The 17,897-nt window shown below is 43.1% G+C and carries 16 protein-coding genes and 1 pseudogene; 6 read left to right on the top strand and 11 right to left on the bottom strand.

What is annotated here, in order from left to right; genetic code table 11:
- Window positions 1-49 precede the first annotated feature (49 nt).
- Window positions 50-2,653: a transglycosylase domain-containing protein gene (locus tag F6K53_RS10490; RefSeq protein ID WP_293071307.1), complete on the bottom strand. Its 2,604-nt coding sequence runs from the start codon at window positions 2,651-2,653 to the stop codon at window positions 50-52.
- Between the two features lie 328 nt (window positions 2,654-2,981).
- Here F6K53_RS10490 and F6K53_RS10485 point away from each other — a divergent pair, with 328 nt between their 5' ends.
- A complete protein-coding gene (locus F6K53_RS10485) occupies window positions 2,982-3,281 on the top strand; it encodes a DUF2288 domain-containing protein (protein ID WP_075904108.1) in 300 nt (99 codons plus the stop codon).
- Here the strand turns inward: F6K53_RS10485 and F6K53_RS10480 are convergent.
- From F6K53_RS10480 to hemW, 3 genes are all read right to left on the bottom strand, one after another.
- Complete coding sequence (locus F6K53_RS10480; RefSeq protein WP_364304031.1) at window positions 3,274-3,747, bottom strand: YdcF family protein; 474 nt, start codon at window positions 3,745-3,747, stop codon at window positions 3,274-3,276. The genes F6K53_RS10485 and F6K53_RS10480 overlap by 8 nt on opposite strands.
- Before the next feature lie 354 nt (window positions 3,748-4,101).
- A complete protein-coding gene (gene rsmI / locus F6K53_RS10475; protein ID WP_293071303.1) occupies window positions 4,102-4,953 on the bottom strand; it encodes a 16S rRNA (cytidine(1402)-2'-O)-methyltransferase in 852 nt (283 codons plus the stop codon).
- Window positions 4,954-5,014: 61 nt separating this feature from the next.
- Complete coding sequence (hemW, locus tag F6K53_RS10470) at window positions 5,015-6,277, bottom strand: radical SAM family heme chaperone HemW (protein ID WP_293022058.1); 1,263 nt, start codon at window positions 6,275-6,277, stop codon at window positions 5,015-5,017.
- A 390-nt stretch (window positions 6,278-6,667) separates the two neighbouring features.
- Here hemW and F6K53_RS10465 point away from each other — a divergent pair, with 390 nt between their 5' ends.
- Window positions 6,668-7,747 carry a PIN/TRAM domain-containing protein gene (locus tag F6K53_RS10465; protein ID WP_293071304.1) on the top strand — a complete coding sequence of 360 codons (1,080 nt, stop codon included), beginning with the start codon at window positions 6,668-6,670 and terminating at the stop codon, window positions 7,745-7,747.
- On the opposite strand, the gene F6K53_RS10460 is transcribed toward F6K53_RS10465, so the two are convergent.
- The gene (locus F6K53_RS10460; protein WP_293071305.1) at window positions 7,697-7,924 is read right to left on the bottom strand and encodes a hypothetical protein; all 228 of its coding nucleotides are present in this window, start codon (window positions 7,922-7,924) and stop codon (window positions 7,697-7,699) included. The genes F6K53_RS10465 and F6K53_RS10460 overlap by 51 nt on opposite strands.
- 246 nt (window positions 7,925-8,170) lie before the next feature.
- Between F6K53_RS10460 and F6K53_RS10455 the strand changes: the two genes are divergently transcribed.
- The gene (locus F6K53_RS10455; RefSeq protein ID WP_366511342.1) at window positions 8,171-9,370 is read left to right on the top strand and encodes a tetratricopeptide repeat protein; all 1,200 of its coding nucleotides are present in this window, start codon (window positions 8,171-8,173) and stop codon (window positions 9,368-9,370) included.
- A gap of 212 nt (window positions 9,371-9,582) precedes the next feature.
- Here the strand turns inward: F6K53_RS10455 and F6K53_RS10450 are convergent, their stop codons facing one another.
- Window positions 9,583-9,735: a hypothetical protein gene (locus F6K53_RS10450; RefSeq protein WP_293072129.1), complete on the bottom strand. Its 153-nt coding sequence runs from the start codon at window positions 9,733-9,735 to the stop codon at window positions 9,583-9,585.
- A 136-nt stretch (window positions 9,736-9,871) separates the two neighbouring features.
- Here F6K53_RS10450 and F6K53_RS10445 point away from each other — a divergent pair, with 136 nt between their 5' ends.
- Together F6K53_RS10445 and F6K53_RS10440 are read left to right on the top strand one after the other, a co-directional pair.
- A complete protein-coding gene (locus F6K53_RS10445) occupies window positions 9,872-10,165 on the top strand; it encodes a hypothetical protein (RefSeq protein WP_293072122.1) in 294 nt (97 codons plus the stop codon).
- A gap of 242 nt (window positions 10,166-10,407) precedes the next feature.
- Window positions 10,408-10,644 (top strand): hypothetical protein, encoded by a 237-nt coding sequence (locus F6K53_RS10440; RefSeq protein ID WP_293072123.1) that lies wholly within the window; start codon window positions 10,408-10,410, stop codon window positions 10,642-10,644.
- Window positions 10,645-10,704: 60 nt separating this feature from the next.
- On the opposite strand, the gene F6K53_RS10435 is transcribed toward F6K53_RS10440, so the two are convergent.
- From F6K53_RS10435 to F6K53_RS10415, 5 genes are all read right to left on the bottom strand, one after another.
- Entirely contained in the window at window positions 10,705-11,067 is a 363-nt protein-coding gene (locus tag F6K53_RS10435) for a hypothetical protein (protein WP_293072124.1), read from the bottom strand.
- A 233-nt stretch (window positions 11,068-11,300) separates the two neighbouring features.
- Entirely contained in the window at window positions 11,301-13,052 is a 1,752-nt protein-coding gene (locus F6K53_RS10430) for an S-layer homology domain-containing protein (RefSeq protein ID WP_293080611.1), read from the bottom strand.
- Between the two features lie 5 nt (window positions 13,053-13,057).
- Complete coding sequence (locus tag F6K53_RS10425; RefSeq protein WP_293072126.1) at window positions 13,058-14,461, bottom strand: hypothetical protein; 1,404 nt, start codon at window positions 14,459-14,461, stop codon at window positions 13,058-13,060.
- Window positions 14,454-15,392 carry a MoxR family ATPase gene (locus F6K53_RS10420; protein ID WP_293072127.1) on the bottom strand — a complete coding sequence of 313 codons (939 nt, stop codon included), beginning with the start codon at window positions 15,390-15,392 and terminating at the stop codon, window positions 14,454-14,456. The genes F6K53_RS10425 and F6K53_RS10420 overlap by 8 nt, the downstream gene beginning before the upstream one ends.
- Window positions 15,377-16,921, bottom strand: coding sequence for a trypsin-like peptidase domain-containing protein (locus F6K53_RS10415; protein WP_293072128.1), 1,545 nt, complete (start codon window positions 16,919-16,921; stop codon window positions 15,377-15,379). The genes F6K53_RS10420 and F6K53_RS10415 overlap by 16 nt, the downstream gene beginning before the upstream one ends.
- A 100-nt stretch (window positions 16,922-17,021) precedes the next feature.
- Here F6K53_RS10415 and F6K53_RS10410 point away from each other — a divergent pair.
- Window positions 17,022-17,897: pseudogene (locus F6K53_RS10410) on the top strand (IS630 family transposase).

The raw sequence follows: 17,897 nt of genomic DNA, 5'->3' as shown, positions 1-17,897 counted from the left end.
CGATGGATGCAGGTAAATTATCAATTAACTATTTACAATTAACAAATTACTAAGGACTAGCAATAGAAAACCCCCGGCGAGTTGGTGGATTTTCTGCTAACTGCACCTTGAAAGTGACGCGATCGCTAATGTCACCGCTTTTTACCTCCAATGTCCAATCACCAGGACCCAGAGGCCAAAAGAAGGAATTGGATGAGTTGCTAGTTAGCTTTTCTCCATTCAACCACCACTCGACCGACTCAGACTTTAGCCCAGCCACCTTGAACTCTAGCCGTTGAACAGCACTGTTGCTATCTTGATCGGATTCAGTAGGGTAGAGCACATATAAATCCCCCTCCCGAGGAGACAAAATTTTCAGTTTTCCTGGCGCTAGATTTCCTTGGGGTTGTCTTGCTAACCACTCGTTGTATTCATCAGGTAAATTAACGATGTACTGGGGGGATTGCTGGTTAGCTCCAACACTGGTCATTTGATAAAACGTATCGGATTGACGTTCGTAATCCTGGAGGTCGTCTGGATAGAAGTATTCCTGGACAACAGTTGGACAAGCAGGAGTGGGACGCAAACCGGAAAGGGCGCACACTGGACGTTGGACTAAACCGGGAGGAGCTTGAAACGGAGCAGGTTCTTGAGATTGATGCAGGTGTAACATAATCCGATGCCAGAGGGGAGCAGCACCAATCACCCCAGACACTTGTTCCATGGGCTCACCATTAAAATTACCTACCCAAGTGGCAACGGTATAGTTTTTGGTGAATCCCACAGTCCAAGTATCTCGGAAATTAGAAGAGGTGCCAGTTTTAACGGCAGCGGGAAAAGGTAAATTCAGTACTGAATCGACACCAAACCCCTGAGCACGAGCTTGAGGGTCACTCAGTATATCTGTTATTAATGCCCAGGTTGAAAGGGTTGAAAGTTCAAGGTTGGAATGTTTAAGGTTGGAATGTTTAAGGTTATTTGGTTGTTCGCCTTTGGCGTTCGAGTAGGGTACGTTATTGGGTTGAAAGTTGGAATGTTGAAAGTTGGAATGTTGAAGGTTATTTGGTTGTTCGCCTTTGGCGTTCCGGTAGGGTAGGTTGAATAGTGGGCTTTGCATACTTGGGGGATGATCTGACAATTGTTTACTTTTCTGTATTCCCTGTCTTCGTGCTCTTGCCCCTCTTCGATAAACCGATAAATCATCCCCATTTTGCGAGGGGCTAGATAGGGTAGTGACAAGGGATTTGGCTTGTCCAAGTCGTGCTAGGGTGAGGTAGGCGCGAGCTAGTTCCCAAAGACTAACTTCGCCACTACCTAGGGTTAATCCTAATCCATAATGTTCTGGAGACTGGGTGAGGTGTTCAAAGCCTAGTTGATGTAAGTGCAACAAAAAGTTTGATACTCCAACTTTTTCCAATACCCTAACTGCTGGGATATTAAGGGAATTGGCTAGAGCAACGCGAATGCGAACTGGTCCGAGGAAAGTTTCGCTGTAATCGGTGGGACTGTAGAGTCTAGCTCCGGGAATGGCGTAATAGGTAGGGATATCAGCTAAGACGGTGTTGGGACGAATAATGCGTTGCTCTAGGGCTAAGTGATATAAAAAAGGTTTGAGGGTGGAACCAGGTTGACGTAGGGCTTGGACTCCGTCATTGCGTCCTAATTCAGCTTCGGAAAAGTAATCGGGAGAGCCGACATAGGCGTATACTTCACCGGATTGATTCTCAATGACAATAGCAGCAGCGTGATGGACATTTTTAGGGGCAAGGTCGCGAACTACTTGCTGCACTTGGGCTTCAACAAATTCCTGTAGGGGACGGTCGATAGTAGTACGGATTTGGGAGGGATGCTCTGATGGTAATTGGTTGGCAACCAAAAATAAAAAGTGTGGTGCGGCAATTATTCCTTGCTGTCGAGGTAGTAGGGAAATGGCTTCCTCATAAGCTTGGTCTGCTTGAGTAGCGGTGATATAGCCATCTTCTACCATTCGCTTGAGCACATAGATTTGCCGCCGTTTGGCAGCATCCCAGTAATAATAAGGATTGAGATAATTAGGATTATTGGGTAGACCAGCTAATAGGCTGGCTTGAGCAACATTGAGTTCACTGGCGGGCATGCCAAAATAAATCCGAGCAGCAGCTTCTAAGCCATAGATATTGCCACCCATGGGGAGTCGGTTGATATAGGCTGCCAAGATTTCATCTTTACTCATCCCTGCTGCTAATCGCCAGGATAGCCAAATTTCTTGGAATTTGGCAGGTAGAGTGCGGGGGTTGGGTTCCAGCATCCGTGCCAGTTGCATGGTGATGGTGGAGGCACCACTGACAATGCGTTTCGCCTCAATGGCTTCAATTAGCGATCGCATAATTGCCCGCATCTCTAATGCCCCATGGTGATAAAACTCTCCATCTTCTGCGGCGAGAATAGCATGGATAAAGTGCGGGGAAATTTGCTCGAGAGGGACAACCGCAGTATGGTCTTGGTCTCGACTGAGGATTGTGCCTAGGGATAAACCATTGCGGTCACGAAATTCTACCGCTAGGTCATCCTGAACTAAATCTTTAGCACGAATGGGAGCAAGATAGGGAAGCGATCGCACCGTGATGCCAAGCAGCGCCAAGCCAAGGAATAGTTTTACAGCGCGCCGATGTTTGGGATTCAGCCTTAACCACATTTTCTGTTTGATGATGTTAATCGAATTTCTCATCAGGGAAACAATCTTGTGTAGCTCATTACTATGAGAACCGTTATAACCCACAGGACTTACGCATTTGCCCCCGTTGGTCCCCCTCTGGGGGACTTTGACATCATTCCCCCCCAGAATTGGGGGGATAGGGGGGCGAAATAAACTTCACCGCGTAAGTCCTGACCCAATGGTTAGAGGAAGGCTGAGGTGGAAACCTGAGGTGATTAGAGCTTTGCTCAAATGGTTAAATCTCACAAAGCATCGGAGCAAAATTGCTGTATGTTTAAAGAACTGTTAAGAAAACCTTGAATTAAACATGGATTTAAGAGTACAATTGGCTGAATCCTTGGATGAGACAACCTGGGACTTACTGATTCCTCATGTGAAACGAGATGCAGTACTGGTGGTGAATGAGGGACTGGATTTGTTGGATGTTGGGGTAGCGATCGCAAATGATGATGTGCTATCTGTCCAACATTGGATCAGTGAGCAGCTAATGCACAAGCCTTTGCTTGAGCAACTCTCTAATTGGAACAGCAACCAGAACAAGCGGTTTCAGGCTCTGATTGTACAACCCTACGTACTGGTGCAAGAACTTTCAACAGACTTCACTTGATTAACCTTTTCGAGGCTTGCCCTAATTCAGCCCCTGTCTGACCTGTCATCAACCAAAACAAAGCCCTAGCACCATCTCGCAAAGCTTTATCAAGGGGTTCAGGAGACTTTTCGGAAGGAACAGGTAACGGCTTGAGAACAATTCCTCTACTGCCAAGAACGATATCACCAATCAAGCGAGCACGGCGCATATGATAGTCAGAAGTAATCAAATAGACACTATCGATGTCCTGAGCTTCTAACTGATCCACTAACGTGGTAAAGTTAGTCACCGTATCCACCGCTTTGTAGTCTAGGTGGAGGCGACTGACCTCAATTCCTTCCCGGGTAAATAACCGTTGAGCATATCCCTTCGGGCTGCCGGAAGATACCCAAATTTGGAGGTCTGGGTGCTTTATGGCAAATTTGGCAGCATATCTCTCCCGCGCTTCAGATCCCCCTAAAACTAAGGCAACTTTTGGTTGCACTAAATAGCTTTCAATCCTTTTGTAACCAAACATCAGAGTAAGTGCTAAAACGAGTGTCACCCATGGTATTAATTTAGCTTTATAGTTAGGACCTGATGAGTGGGAGTGAATCCTGAAAATCATAACTGAAATGGATGTCGAATAGATAGATGGCGTTGTTTAACTCAAAGCGCAAGTTCGCCGCTTTGTTCAGGGATTAGTCATTACTTGTTAATTGTTGATTGTTACTTGCTACTTTTTACTTGCTACTTTTTACTTGCTACTTGTTACTTGTTGATTGTTATTTGCTACTTTTTACTTGTTACTTGTTAATCAACAAAAACCAAAAAATTGAGAAAGATTTAGCAATCAAGCTTAGTCTTGCTCCTTGACCGGAAAAACTGATGAAGGAATTGTCAACGCTAGTTGATAGAGTTGACGTCGGGGGAGTTGAGTTAGCTTAGCTAACTGACGACTCGCTTGCGATCGCGATACTCCCTGAGCCATAATCTCTATCAATTGAGCTTCTAGTTCAGCTTTTGATAACATAGGCTTGTCTTGGGAAGCTCCACCAATTACTAGGGTAAACTCTCCCTTGGGTTCTAGCTTAGTAAAATGAGCGATCGCATCCCCAATAGTTCCCCGCCAAAACTCCTCATGGAGTTTAGTTAATTCCCTAGCCAATACAATCCTACGGTTTTCTCCCAAACAGCTTGCCAAATCTCGCAAGGTATTAAGCACGCGGTGAGGCCCTTCATATAAAATCAACGTTCTTGGTTCCCCCTTGAGAGAGTCTAAACGTTTTTTTCGACTTTGACCCTTGGTGGGTAAAAAGCCTTCAAACACAAATCGGTCTGTCGGTAGTCCCGCAGCACTTAATGCCGTAATTCCAGCAGTAGCACCTGGTATTGGCACTACCGATATCCCTTCCTCAATAACAGCCTTCACTAATTTATAGCCAGGGTCAGAAATGCCTGGCATCCCAGCATCCGTCACCAACGCAATCGTATTTCCTTGACCGAGCCGATTCAACAACTCGGGTAAACGCTGGTCGTGATTGTGTTTGTGGTAACTCACTTGCGGCGTTTTAATTTGAAAATGCTGCAATAGCTTCCCGGTATGGCGCGTATCTTCCGCAGCAATCAAATCCACCGATTGCAGAATTTCCACTGCCCGAAACGTCATATCCTGCAAATTACCAATTGGTGTTCCCACCACATAAAGCATTCCCACTTGTCTTCTTCGCCATCCCTTACGTCTTTGCGGTTAATCAACAAATCACGGGCTCCTACCCCAACAGATGAAACAAGTCAGCCAGAATGGTATTGGAGAACAAAAACCCTTCCGGGTCAGTTAATCTCAACCGTCCCGCCATTGGTAACCTCTGACCATAGGTTAAATTAACCCTTTCGCCATTATCTCCCACAACCTCTACCCAGTTACAACCGTAGTATTGCAGCAAAGCCGTCCAAATCTGTTCCAGAATTTTTTCCCCAAACCTCTGAGCTAGCATAGACAGACTCAACCCCTCTGCCAAGCGTAGACCTAGCATTAGGGTTTCTAACAACACATCCTCTGAAGTTGTGGGTGAGCCATCCGAAACCCCACCTGCTTGTACCAACTGTTCCACCCAAGCATAATACTCCCGCCTCGTGCGTGGTCTAGTGAACCGATATCCTTGAGTATAGCTAGCCGCACCCATGCCAAAACCGTAATAAGGGCGGTTTTCCCAATACACCCGATTGTGACGGCATTGATGACCAGGCAAGGCATAGTTAGAAATTTCATAATGTTCGTACCCCACACTAGTAAACAACTGCTGTGCTAAGCGGTACATCACGGCAGTGGTTTCATCAGTCGGTAAAGGCTTAGTTCCAGAGGTGTACTGGCGGCCAAAGGCAGTGACAGGCTCAAGGACTAGGTCATAGCTGGAAATGTGGGTAGGGGCAATCTTGACCGTTATTTCCAGAGACTTTTGCCATTGTTCTAAGGTTTGATCCGGTAGACCAGAGATTAAATCAAGACTAAATTCGGGAACCTCTACTTGATGGATCAGTTCGATAGCAGTGACGATATCTTTAGAGTCATGGGTACGGCCACAATTGCTCAATAATTTATCTTGAAATGCCTGAACCCCTAAGCTGACTCGATTGACCCCCAAATCTCGGTATCCCCTTAACTGATCCTTGGTGAAGGTTCCTGGATCCATCTCCATGGAAATCTCCGCATCAGCTGCAATTCCAAAGCGCCTGTCTAAGGTGTCTAGGATTTTTGCTAGTTGTTCAACTGCCAGCAGGGAGGGTGTTCCACCTCCAAAGAAAACTGTGTCTAAACTGCTTGTGGTCGGTGGAGTGATATTAATTTCCTGACATAACACCTCGACATACTGGTCAATCATGCTAGAGGTACCCTGTGTGGCGTTATCCCCTACCACAGAGACTGGAAAATCACAGTAATAGCATCGACGTCGGCAAAAGGGAATATGAACATAGGCGGCACTGACTCTTAAAGAATCGCAATCTTTCTCAGAATTATGTAATAAATTGACCACTGGCTTTTTACGGTAATACTTCAATCAGGTAAGCCAATCCGACCGTTGGGATGAACAGTTATTAATTAAATAAATTTTTTATTAGTTTTGTGATCATCTTTTGGCTAACCTCAATCTTCTCCGGAGCGAGATTCGCCCCTTAAGAAGAGTCAACAGTAGGAAACCTGTAACTCCCTTGAGCAGATAACTCCAGCGAATAGAATTGCCCAAGCTATCCCTCGGTTAGCCTAGGCAATTCAACGGTTTACTGGAGCTAAGTCGTATCAGAAAATACAGCGATGTAAACGATATACTAAATATAGTTGTTGACTATCAGGTTGACGACAGTTTATGCAATCGTTTTAAAAGTTTTCCTAAAAAACCAACTACAAAACCAATTGGAAAGGAAGAATGCTTGACTTCGTCATTATACTTTTATTTATCATAGCAGCAGCAAGCATAGGCTTCGACAGTGTGGAATTGCTACCCGGTCATGTGCAAGATCAAGTCAGCAATTTGACCGCTTTACGCTCGACTACTGCATGCTTTGGTGCCATTATCGGACTAGCACTAGGGTTAATGGCCCAAGTAACTTACCGTCGGGTAGAAGCCCAAGTGCGAAAAATGCCGATTGAGGTAATTTTGACCAGGGCTATTGGTCTGATCCTGGGACTGCTGTTAGCTAATTTGATGCTAGCGCCAATTTTCTTACTCCCCATCCCTTCTGAATTTTCCTTCATCAAACCCCTGACTGCCATTTTAGGAAGTGTGATGTTTTCGTTCTTGGGGATTAGTCTAGCCGATACCCATGGTCGCACCTTCTTGCAGCTGATCAATCCTAACAGCTTGGAATCAGTTTTAGTGGCAGAAGGCACCCTCAAATCAGCCTCAAGTAAAATTATAGATACTAGCAGTATCATTGATGGTCGGATCGAAGCACTGCTTGAGACGGGTTTTATCGAAGGTCAAATTCTGGTTTCCCAGTTTGTATTACTAGAATTGCAGCAACTTGCCGATGCTGCCAATGATCAGAAGCGCACTCGGGGACGGCGGGGGCTAGATATCCTAAATCGGATGCAAGCTGTTTACCCAGAACGCTTGGTGATTCATTCCGCTGATTACGATGACCTACAAACTGTAGATACCAAATTAGTACGTTTTGCCCAGGAAATTAATGGCACTCTTTTAACCAATGATTACAACTTGAGTAAAGTGGCTAAGCTCCAAAAGGTGCCAGTGTTGAATGTCAATGATTTAGCCCAAGCCGTGCGTCCTCTGTATCTACCGGGTGACATCCTAGAGCTGAAAATCCTTAAGGGCGGTAAAGAACCTACCCAGGGAGTTGGTTATCTCGATGATGGCACAATGGTAGTGGTGGAAGAAGGGTATAAACACATGGGTGTTGAACTGCCAGTTATTGTTACCTCAGCCTTGCAGACCTCAGCAGGTAGGATGATTTTTGCTCGACCTAAAGCTTCGGTGACGGTTTGATATTGGTGTTTTATAGGTTGTTCGCGTAGCGTGGCCAATAGGCCAAGGTTGAATGTTGAAGGTTGAATGTTGAAGGTTGAATGTTGAAGGTTGAATGTTGAAGGTTGAATGTTGAATGTTATCAATCCAGGTTTCAATTTTTAACGCTCTAATCTTCAACCTTGGCCAATAGGCCACGCTACGGGAACGGCCACGCTACGGGAACAACCGTATAACCCTCTAACCGTCTAACCCTCTAACCGTCTAACCCTCTAACCTTCAACCTCCTAACCGTCTAACCCTCTAACCGTCTAACCCTCTAACCGTCTAACCCTCTAACCGTCTAACCCTCTAACCTTCAACCTCCTAACCTTCAACCTCCTAACCTTCTAACCTTGGCCAAAAGGCCACGCTACGCGAACAACCTCCTAACCTTCTAACCTAATGACTGATCCCATGCTTAGCCTATGCATGATTGTTAAAGATGAGGAAGAATCATTACCACAATGTTTGAGTAGTGTCAAGGATGTAGTGGATGAGATGGTCATCCTAGACACAGGTTCAACGGATCGGACGATTGAGGTGGCGCAAAGCTATGGCGCTATAGTTTATCAGTTTGAATGGTGTAATGATTTTGCAGCTGCTCGCAATCAGGCGTTGAGCTATGTGGAAGGGGAATGGGTACTGGTGTTGGATGCTGATGAAGTGTTGAAACCGGAGGTTGTACCGGAAATCAAGCAGGCTATCCAAAATAGTTCCTATCTAGTTATTAATCTAGTCCGGCAAGAAGTGGGTGCTACTCAATCTCCCTATTCTCTGGTGTCCCGTTTATTTCGCTATCACCCAGATATTCGCTTTTCTCGACCCTATCATGCTATGGTTGATGATACTGTAGCGCAAATGTTACAACGAGAACCCCAATGGCAGGTGGTGTCTCTTTCCCAGGTGGGAATCTTACACTACGGTTATAGCCGTGATGCGATCGCATCACGCAATAAGTTGACTAGAGCCCTTACGGCGATGGAAGGCTATCTGGCTAGTCATCCGTTTGATGCTTATGTGTGTAGTAAACTCGGGGCGCTTTATATTCAAAATAATCAAGTAGACCAGGGTGTGGAGTTACTCAAGCGTGGTTTAACTGGCACTGGGCTAGAGCCAGCGGTATTATTTGAACTGCACTACCATCTGGGGAATGCTTATACTCGCCAAGGAGAGCTCAATTCAGGAGCAATACATTACCAACAGGCGATTCAACAACCGATTTTGCCCCAGTTGAAATTAGGAGCTTACAATAACTTGGGCAGTTTGTTGTTACAAGCAGGGGAGTTGAATCACGCCAAAACTGCTTATGAAATGGCTGTGAAGATAGACCCAAGTTTTGCCCTTGGACATAATAATCTGGGCATGACTTGGAAGGCTTTGGGTCAGATGGAAAATGCGATCGCATCCTATCAGCAAGCGATTCAACTTAACCCAGAGTATGGAGAGGCTTATCAAAACTTGGGAGTGGTTTGGCTTAAATTGGGCAAGGTTGATCAGAGTTTATCGGTATTTAAAAAAGCGATCGCACTTCACGAAACCCATAACCCAGCTGAAGCTCAGCGTCTTCGTCAGGGACTTTACGCTATGGGATTTCAGGTTTAATCTTATTAATTATAAGATTAGTTATAAATTAGTTTCAGGGCTTTACTCGTTTCAAGCTTTACCTTAACATACTAGGTAATTAAGACCCATCAATTGTTAATTTAAGTTTTCATAAATCCCTTACAAACACACTAGATAAACTTTCAATATATGGTATTTTGGGGTTTGTGTCTTCAGCCAATCATAAGCATATGCTGAATGCTTACCTTTAGCTAATTATCTGACATTTTCAGCCAACCAAAAATCCGATATACTGTTAACTCTAGGTTAATATCCTCTAATACAGAAGGGTGATTGTTACCTAGTAACAATTCTGGTTGTTGACCCGGTCTAAACACTAAAATCGACCTATCGGCAGGATCAATTAACCAACCTAGCTTACAACCATGTTGTAAGCAATAGAGAATATTGCCAATTAATTGGTCAAAGTTACCATATCACCACACCAGCGCTATTAAATCTACCTTAAGGAAGAGATACGCCCCAGCTACGGCAAATAAGATGCTCTGTGCCCTCCGGCGGGTACTAAAAGAGGCGGTTAGGTTAGACTTGATTGACCTAATTGATTACTCTAAAGCTGTGGATTTAGTAACTATTGCTAATCATCGTCAACTTCGGGGTAGGACATTAAGTAAAGATGAGATTATTGACACTCCCCGCCCGCTTATGGACGGGGATTCTTGCTTCTACGAGGTGACTTGTTTAACCAGGCCGGAGCCAGAAAAAATAGAGGTCTCATCTCCACAAGCGTACTTGGTCTATGACCCAGGTTTCGGTGTGCCCCACCGTACCTAATCTAGTTAACAAGTTAGATAAACTTTTTATTGATATTATGTTTTCGTAGATATCCAAATCGTTAGATTTGATTATGCAATAAGCTAGTCTCTTAGCTTATTTTTTACATCATCTACTTATTTTACTATCATGTTTATCTAGCTCATTACATTGTTTTTATCTTAACACGATGCGATCAAACCGTCAAGTCTTAATTTCAAAAAAAGCCGTCCTATAAGGACGGGGCTTTAAACCCAAATTTTTTGGTAATTAATTTATTAGCTGTGTGCTTGGGAGATACCAGTCCTAGTGGGGCTAGAGATGCTGCTTTAATTGGTATCCTGCGGGGTGCTGGTTTACGGCGGGCTGAAGTGACTCATTTAGAGTTAAGGAATTTTGACCCAGGCACAGGAAAATTGGAGGTGTACCGGGGCAAAGGGAGCAAGGATAGGCGGGGGGAGGAGGTGAAACGCAGGGCGGTGCAGAAGTTGGGGTTTTAGATTAGCACTGCTGGTGTTTCTTCAAGGGCTGGATGGGCAGATCGCGCAAAAAGCCAAACCTCAATCACCTTTGCTCTGTTGCCAATCTTCTAACGCACGAATCACGAAGCTAGCTGCAGGATGATCTAGTAATGAGTCTAGTGCTGATGTTCCTCCGGCTTTGAGGGCACTGAGAACTCTTGAGGTGAGTTTTGGGTGACTGTCAATTTGTTCAATCGCTTCAGTGGCGATCATCATTTTACCTTTAGTAGTACCGGTAGAATAGGTCTTTTCCAGTTGTTCTAGTAGGGCTTGAATTTCTGCTGCTGCGTCGGCTAGGGATTGGTTTTTCCCTGCAGCGTAGTAATTGCCTTGGATATAGTCACCTTTGATATTTTCGTTGTAATTTCCGCCACCGGTGTTAATGTTGCGATCGCCACTCATACTAACTTCTCCTTAATTAATTTCAGTTTAATCTCCTGCTACTCACAGGATGACAAGAAGGTTAAAACTTTGAAATAAGCTGGTTTTGAGCACATAGACCTAGATAATAAAATGAGATATTGTGATTATTATTATAAAAATAAAAGCTTAATTGATAGCATTAGTAAGACTTAACTAAATTAAAAAGATAGCTCTCAACCCACGTTGATAATTGAGCGGAAGCTCCCCTTTCCTTAAGGAACAATTCTAGCTCTACAGTCGGCCACACTAGCTGCTATGAATCTTTCCAATTGTCCCAAAGACTTGTTCAGAAGAACTGCAACTTCTGCACGAGTAGCATCTCTATTGCCTCTATAAGTGCGATCATGATATCCAGCTTCTGATCCATATTTCTCTACAAGCTCACGTAAATCTTCGTAATACCAATCACCAGGAGAGACATCCCGCAAGGAACCTACAGAAGGAGTTTGTGCTATTGGGTAGCTACTTGATGAAGCAATTATTTGATTGTCATTAAGATTATACAAACTTTGCTGATTCAATTCAGAAATTCTCTGTACACGACTGGCCACAATGGGCTCAAATCCCGCCAATAATCTAGCCACAAAAACTGCCATTTCTCCTCTTATTACACTTCTTGCTCCCTCAAATTTACCTCCAAAAGCTAAGTAATCATTACCGGTTAACCAGCCAATGCTCTCATAAGACTTGTAATACCAATTATCTTTTTTTACATCATCAGGCAAAGTAAACGAACGCAAAGAAGGCTCAGTGGAGGTGCATACCTGATTGTTCTGAGCCAATTGGTTGATTTCTTCTTCGGTCATTTGTTTTGTTAATTCGATTTGTTCTTGAATAGTTGCCTCCAATCCTTTAAAAATTACCGTCAATGCTTTGGCTTCTAAATCAACCAATTCAGCTCTAGTCATTGCTCTGTTAGGGCGAAATGTACCATCCTCGTAGGGATAAATAATTCCGTAAGTTTCAACTAAATTGCGAAGATCTGAGTAATATGAATCACCAGGAGAGACATCCCGTAACTGATTTACATTGGTGGCTGGGGAAGTTTGATATAGTGGATGAATTTCTGGTAGAGCAACAGCGACTTCATTGATGGAATCAGGAGGTTGAATAACTTGGGGACGGGTGGCTAAAAAGTAAACTAGTGAGGTTAGAGGAGCTATGACGATTAGAAAATTTCCGATTACCTGACGATATTTCTTAAGAAAGTTAGCTGCAAGGGAAAGTCGGGAAAAATTAGCCCTAATCTGTTCAGGAATTGGTAAATTAACCCCGGCTACTTTGATTCGATTATTTTCATCCAGCACAGCAGTGAGGAGCTTGGCTGCTCCCTTGGCATCTCCCTGTGCAAAGTCCCTCATACCACGTGCGTAAACCAATAGGGATTTATACTCAGATAATTCTTCGGCGAAGGTTTCTATAACAGAGGTAAGACGTATCCATTCTGGTAGCTCCTCCGCACCTAAATTAGCAAGGGTAGAAGCTAGTTCACGAGCTGCTTGTCGAGGGTCAAGATAGGTTAAGGCTGTCCATCTTTGAGCTTTAGCAAAGTCACTAATATCAATATCTGGACTATTAAGTTGCGATTGAACGTAGGTGAGTAGAAAGTTAGAAACTTCCTGAATACGATGTTTACCAAAACGGGAATCCTGCTTACATCGACTCAATAGTTCTTGGCGCGTCGATTCATCCATTTCGTAGATTTCATACCCCACCTCGTCACACAAACAAGAAAACAATAAATCTGTTACCGCAACCCAGGGAACATGGAGATCTACACCGTTGAGATCCCACTGAAAATCTGCCCACAAGCGATATAACAAATTGGGGGTAAGGGCAAGGGGAACTGCTGCATGATAAGCCAATTGAAGATGTGCCTCGCCGTACCGATGGCGAAAATAAGTGATACGCTCTGTCGCTTTATTAGAGCTAGTTTCTAAGAAATTTACTTGGGACTGAACCATCAGAACTAACCTGAATTATCAATAGAATGGGAACGTCCGCGTAAGACATCAATTGCTTGATCTAACCCCTGGCGACTGACCTCAAACATGGGTACGAGACGGGCAATTTCTTGAGCAGTAGTTTCTAACCAGCGACCTTGGGGCATGGGATTGAGCCAAGCAATCTGACGGACTCTCAATCTAGCTTGGTCAAGGAAGTTTTTTGTTAGTCGAAGGCGTTCTGGGTTAAAACCTCCACGGGCTGCCCCAGCATCACTAACAATTAATACCGTTGCCCGCGTATGATGAAGGCGAGCGAAAACACTAGAAATAAGCTCACCCTTCAGAAGATCTGGATCTTGATATATGTATTGAATGGGGCAGTTATGGAAGTAATAAATACCTGCGTTTCCTAAGCGACCCTCACGAGCAGCAGTTTCAGCTAGTCTTTGGGATAGTGAGTGAAAGGTAATCATAGACCCCTCTCTATCTATCAAGAGTAAAAGTTCAGTTCGATTTACATAACGGGGAACCAGCACAGGGTTCAATAGGCTTCCTTGACGTGCAGCTTGCTCCACAGTGGCTTCAAGATCTAGTTCTACTGGTGGCCCTTCCCTGACTGAATGACGAAGATACCTCCAGCTCTGCTTCATTTGTCTACGAGTAATGGGCAAAAATTCGGTGTTGGAGGAGAATCTATCCTTTAACAAGACCTGAGCCACTTGGACTTCATCTTCCATTTCACGGACGAACTCCGAAGCTGCATTAGGTTGTAAGTATCCATCTGCTAATTGAGATAAAGAATTATCATCCCTTGTCAATTTTTTATCCCTTCCTCTAAGAATTAACAGACATCCAGAAGCCAAGATTCCTGTGAGCAAAACACCCCATAAATAAGTAAGGTCAAGTTCTGTTGATACTATATCAACAGGAATTGGTTGATTTTCTGGTGGAGGGGGGTCAAGAGGAACTTCTGGATCACTTACCGGGGGCGATGAAGATGGTGGCGGGTCTGGTGTAACAATGACTTGATCGGGAGGTTCTACAACTGGGTATCGCGGTCTAGAAAAGCTCCACCAGATAGTTACTGAGCCAAGAACAAATATTACTCCGACAATAATGTAGCGAATTATCTCTGAGTTCTGACGCTGAGTTTCATTATTGTCTTCTACATTCTCAGATACTTGCGAAGGAGACGGTTCACGGGCCCTTTCTTGATCTACTAATTTTTCAAAATAATAATTAAAAATGTGTAACTCATCAGGGGACTTGACCCATAGAACCCGACACAACCGAGCCAGCGCTTCATGGTCAGCAGTACCTATACCCTGTTGCAAAGCCTTTAGCACTAGTCTATATTCGCCAATACCAATAGGCAGACCTACTGCCCGTAACTGGATAAAGAGATCTAAGAGTGGAAAATTATCCATCACTCTGATTCCTCTTCTGATAGCGAATTTGCTCTTCCCTGCTTTTTAAGAGCGCGCCCAAATAAGGAAGTTCACCTTCCAACTTAGCTAAAGCTATATCTTGAGGTTCAGGATGCAGAGCTCTAAACCAGTCAATTAATTCGCTCGTACTTACAACTTTGCCACGACCACCTTCATGCTTTTGCATTTCTTGGCGCAATTGCTGAAAATTATCTACAGCTTTTTCCACTAAGACTTCTTGTGCAGTGGGAAAATGAGCTTTAATTATCTCAATAAGTCGCCCTCGATGAGGAAATTCAAGATAGTGAAACAAACAGCGACGTAAAAAAGCGTTTGGCAAATCTTTCTCGTCATTACTGGTAATGAGAACAATAGGTGGATGTTTAGCCCGAATTTCGTCCCCAGTCTCTTCAATGATGAATCTTCTCTCATCAAGCTCTAGCAACAAATCATTAGGAAAATCGATGTCAGCTTTATCAATTTCGTCAATCAGCACTACAGTACGGTGATCTTTGACGAAGGCTCGTCCTATGGGACCTAATCGAACATAGCTAATAGGTCTTTTAATTCGCTCTAGTTCTTTTGGTAAGATTTGTCCCGTTGCTGCAAGCTGTGCATCTCGTAAGCGTCCAACAGTATCATAGGTATACAAACCATCCCGTGCTCGGCTTGTAGACTTAACATACCAAGCTTCAAATGGTAAATTGAGAGCATAGGCTACAGAGTAGGCTAATTGGGTTTTGCCACAACCTGGTTCTCCCTTAAGCAGTAGGGGACGTTCGAGTCGGATAGCTAAATTAACTGCTTCGGTCAAGTCATCACTGGGTAGGTAGGGCAATATCGGTCTACCTGATGAATCCAACACTCCAGGTTTAGGTTGCGTATCACCAGTGTATTTCGGAGCATCATTTTCTCTCACAATTTCATCCATTTTTCTGACTCTTCATACCAATCAAAACCACTGCGGGCACAGATTTGTGCTAGTACATACTCTGGAATACCCTGTTCACTGTTCTCTAAGATATCCCTAACTACACCATCAACCTCATGAGTCAGTTCAATTGGCAGCTCATTAAACTCATTCACAATCCAATCAGCTAACTCTTCATCGGAAAATTCACTAATTTTAGGTGTTTTTACAGGTTCTCCCAGTTTTCTTGGGTCCACTTTATCAGAGAAAAGATTGTCTAAATTAGCGACCGAACCTTCATAATCTACCAAAAACATCAGTAGTTGAGAATTTCCTGTGTGAGCTCCAGCCTCCCTAACCCTATCAGCCAAGGGGCGCCAGAATTCACGGACTAGCTTATGTAAATAGCTTTCCGGTATAAGGTTTACATCATGAAAGACCAAGAGGACATTCTGAGTTTTCCAGCACTGATAGACTCTTTCCACAATTTCTGACGGTATAGGCTTGTTCGTTCGTAAGCCAACTCTATTACTAAGTTCGCGCCAAAGCGAGTTAATATCATTCCTCCGTACTTTACGCCCAAAGTCAATTTTTACTACTTTGCCTGCGATGCTGTTGGGAACATACTGTTCTACTAAGCGATTGAGCAACCAACGCTGTCCATAATCGGGAGAACCGTGAATTAAGAAAGCTGACACTGACTGAGCTTGAACTAATCTAAGAAATGCACGGACTTGATTTTTGTAGCCTAGTTTCAACAAAACCTGATAAAGTTGCTCTCGGTTTAATTGCTTCCAAATCCTCTCAAGCGAGTCTATAGAAATTGCCACTCCTTTTGTGCCCTCATCTTCTTGGTAACTAACTACCCCTAAAACGTACCCACTGTTTTCATCAATTACTGGTGAACCTCTGAAACTAGATTCTAAAGTATTGCCCTCAGTCAAGTTTAGCTCCCAAGCTTTAATTCGCTCACCCGAGTGCTTAAACTTTAGCCCCACCTGTTCGCCTAGGATACCCTGTAGGGGTTTGATCCAATGCCCCTTACCATTGTCAAACGATTTAAACCCAACTGCACTAAAAGGACAGCCTTTTTCACCAGATGCCTGTAATTCTAGTGGTGGTTTGCCGTACAACTCATCAACTTTTAGAACAGCTAAGTCGAGGTCTTTGTTCTCTCCAGAAACCACTTGGACAGCAGCAATGCCATCAACCATTATTTGATCTGCTCCACCAACACCCCTAACCACATGGGCACAGGTTAAAACATAAGAAGTACTCCCTGAGTGGTTAACGATAAAACCTGAACCAAAACTATTGATGTCAGGATTTGCGCTAGTGATTAAAACAACTGAATCCTGAATATTGTCCCAGTATAAAGCTTTTTTATGTCTGTTTTGCAAAACATTGAAAACATTTCCTTGGATATAATTTCCTTGGATATAGTTACCCTTAATTTTTTCATTATAATTGCCATTGCCCATATTTATTTTGCGGGCAATAAAGTTTATAATTTTCCTGAAGAATTCAAAGATGCCTAAGTAAATAGCCATAGACCGCATCTAGCTCTTTCTGTATTATAGCACTACGCGCTACTGTTAGGAAAATACTATGATAGTATAATAAATATCAGAATAATTCATTGTAAAGAGTATGCCTGCATCCTATAGTTACGATTTGCGTTCAAAAGCCATCGAAGCCGTTAAACGAGGAAAAAAAATAGAGGTAAGCCGTTTTTTTTTATTAGTATAAATACATTAAACCTCTGGCTAAAAAAAGAAAGATAAACAGGAGACTATCAAGCTAGTCAAGCTGTAGGAGTAGGAACTATCCCCAAAATTGCCGATCTAGAAAAATTTCTAAAATTTGTCGAAAAACATAGTGACAAAACCCAAAAACAGATTGCTTAAATTTTGGAAAATAACGTGACACAACAAAATGTTAGTTATGCCATCAAAAAACTGGGGTTTACGCGCAAAAAAAAACTTATGGTTACCGACATATGAGCAGAAAAGACAAGAATTTATCAAAAAGCTAGAGGAAATAGAAAATACCAGAAAAGTTTATGTAGATGAAACTGGATTCGATAATAGAGAGGATTACCCCTATGGCTATAGTCCTAAAGGACAAAGATTTTATGCTCTAAAGTCGGTAAAAAGAATAGAAATAGTGAGTTGGCTATCTCCATTAAAAGAGAACCAATTATTGGCTCCTTTAACTTTTGAGGGTTCATGTAATAGAAATTTATTTGAAAATTGGTTAATACACTGTTTAATACCGAACTTAGAGTCAGGAGACATTATTATTATTGACAATTCCAGTTTTCATAAAGGATAATATATCAGATAAATTGTTGAAGAAGCCGGATGCTAAATTTGGTATTTACCAGCTTATTCACCAGATTTAAAAACAAGTTAAAATTGGTGGGCTGTTTGAAAAACATGGATGAAACAAAGAATTAAAGAATTTGATACTGTACGAGAATGTGTAGATGCAGCCTTCAAAAAATGTCCTAATGTATGCGCGTAG

The organism is Moorena sp. SIO4A1, from assembly GCF_010672065.1.
GTDB lineage: Bacteria > Cyanobacteriota > Cyanobacteriia > Cyanobacteriales > Coleofasciculaceae > Moorena.
The sequence above is the reverse complement of the archived record's forward strand: the minus strand, read 5'-3'. Positions and strand labels throughout refer to the sequence as shown.

Coding starts and splice junctions, on each gene's coding strand:
- F6K53_RS10415 (WP_293072128.1), bottom strand. CDS start 16,921: ATGGCTATTTACTTAGGCATCTTTGAATTCTTCAGGAAAATTATAAAC.
- F6K53_RS10445 (WP_293072122.1), top strand. CDS start 9,872: ATGCTCTGTGCCCTCCGGCGGGTACTAAAAGAGGCGGTTAGGTTAGAC.
- F6K53_RS10455 (WP_366511342.1), top strand. CDS start 8,171: ATGACTGATCCCATGCTTAGCCTATGCATGATTGTTAAAGATGAGGAA.
- F6K53_RS10435 (WP_293072124.1), bottom strand. CDS start 11,067: ATGAGTGGCGATCGCAACATTAACACCGGTGGCGGAAATTACAACGAA.
- F6K53_RS10420 (WP_293072127.1), bottom strand. CDS start 15,392: ATGGATGAAATTGTGAGAGAAAATGATGCTCCGAAATACACTGGTGAT.
- F6K53_RS10430 (WP_293080611.1), bottom strand. CDS start 13,052: ATGGTTCAGTCCCAAGTAAATTTCTTAGAAACTAGCTCTAATAAAGCG.
- F6K53_RS10485 (WP_075904108.1), top strand. CDS start 2,982: ATGGATTTAAGAGTACAATTGGCTGAATCCTTGGATGAGACAACCTGG.
- F6K53_RS10425 (WP_293072126.1), bottom strand. CDS start 14,461: ATGGATAATTTTCCACTCTTAGATCTCTTTATCCAGTTACGGGCAGTA.
- F6K53_RS10465 (WP_293071304.1), top strand. CDS start 6,668: ATGCTTGACTTCGTCATTATACTTTTATTTATCATAGCAGCAGCAAGC.
- rsmI (WP_293071303.1), bottom strand. CDS start 4,953: ATGCTTTATGTGGTGGGAACACCAATTGGTAATTTGCAGGATATGACG.
- F6K53_RS10490 (WP_293071307.1), bottom strand. CDS start 2,653: ATGTGGTTAAGGCTGAATCCCAAACATCGGCGCGCTGTAAAACTATTC.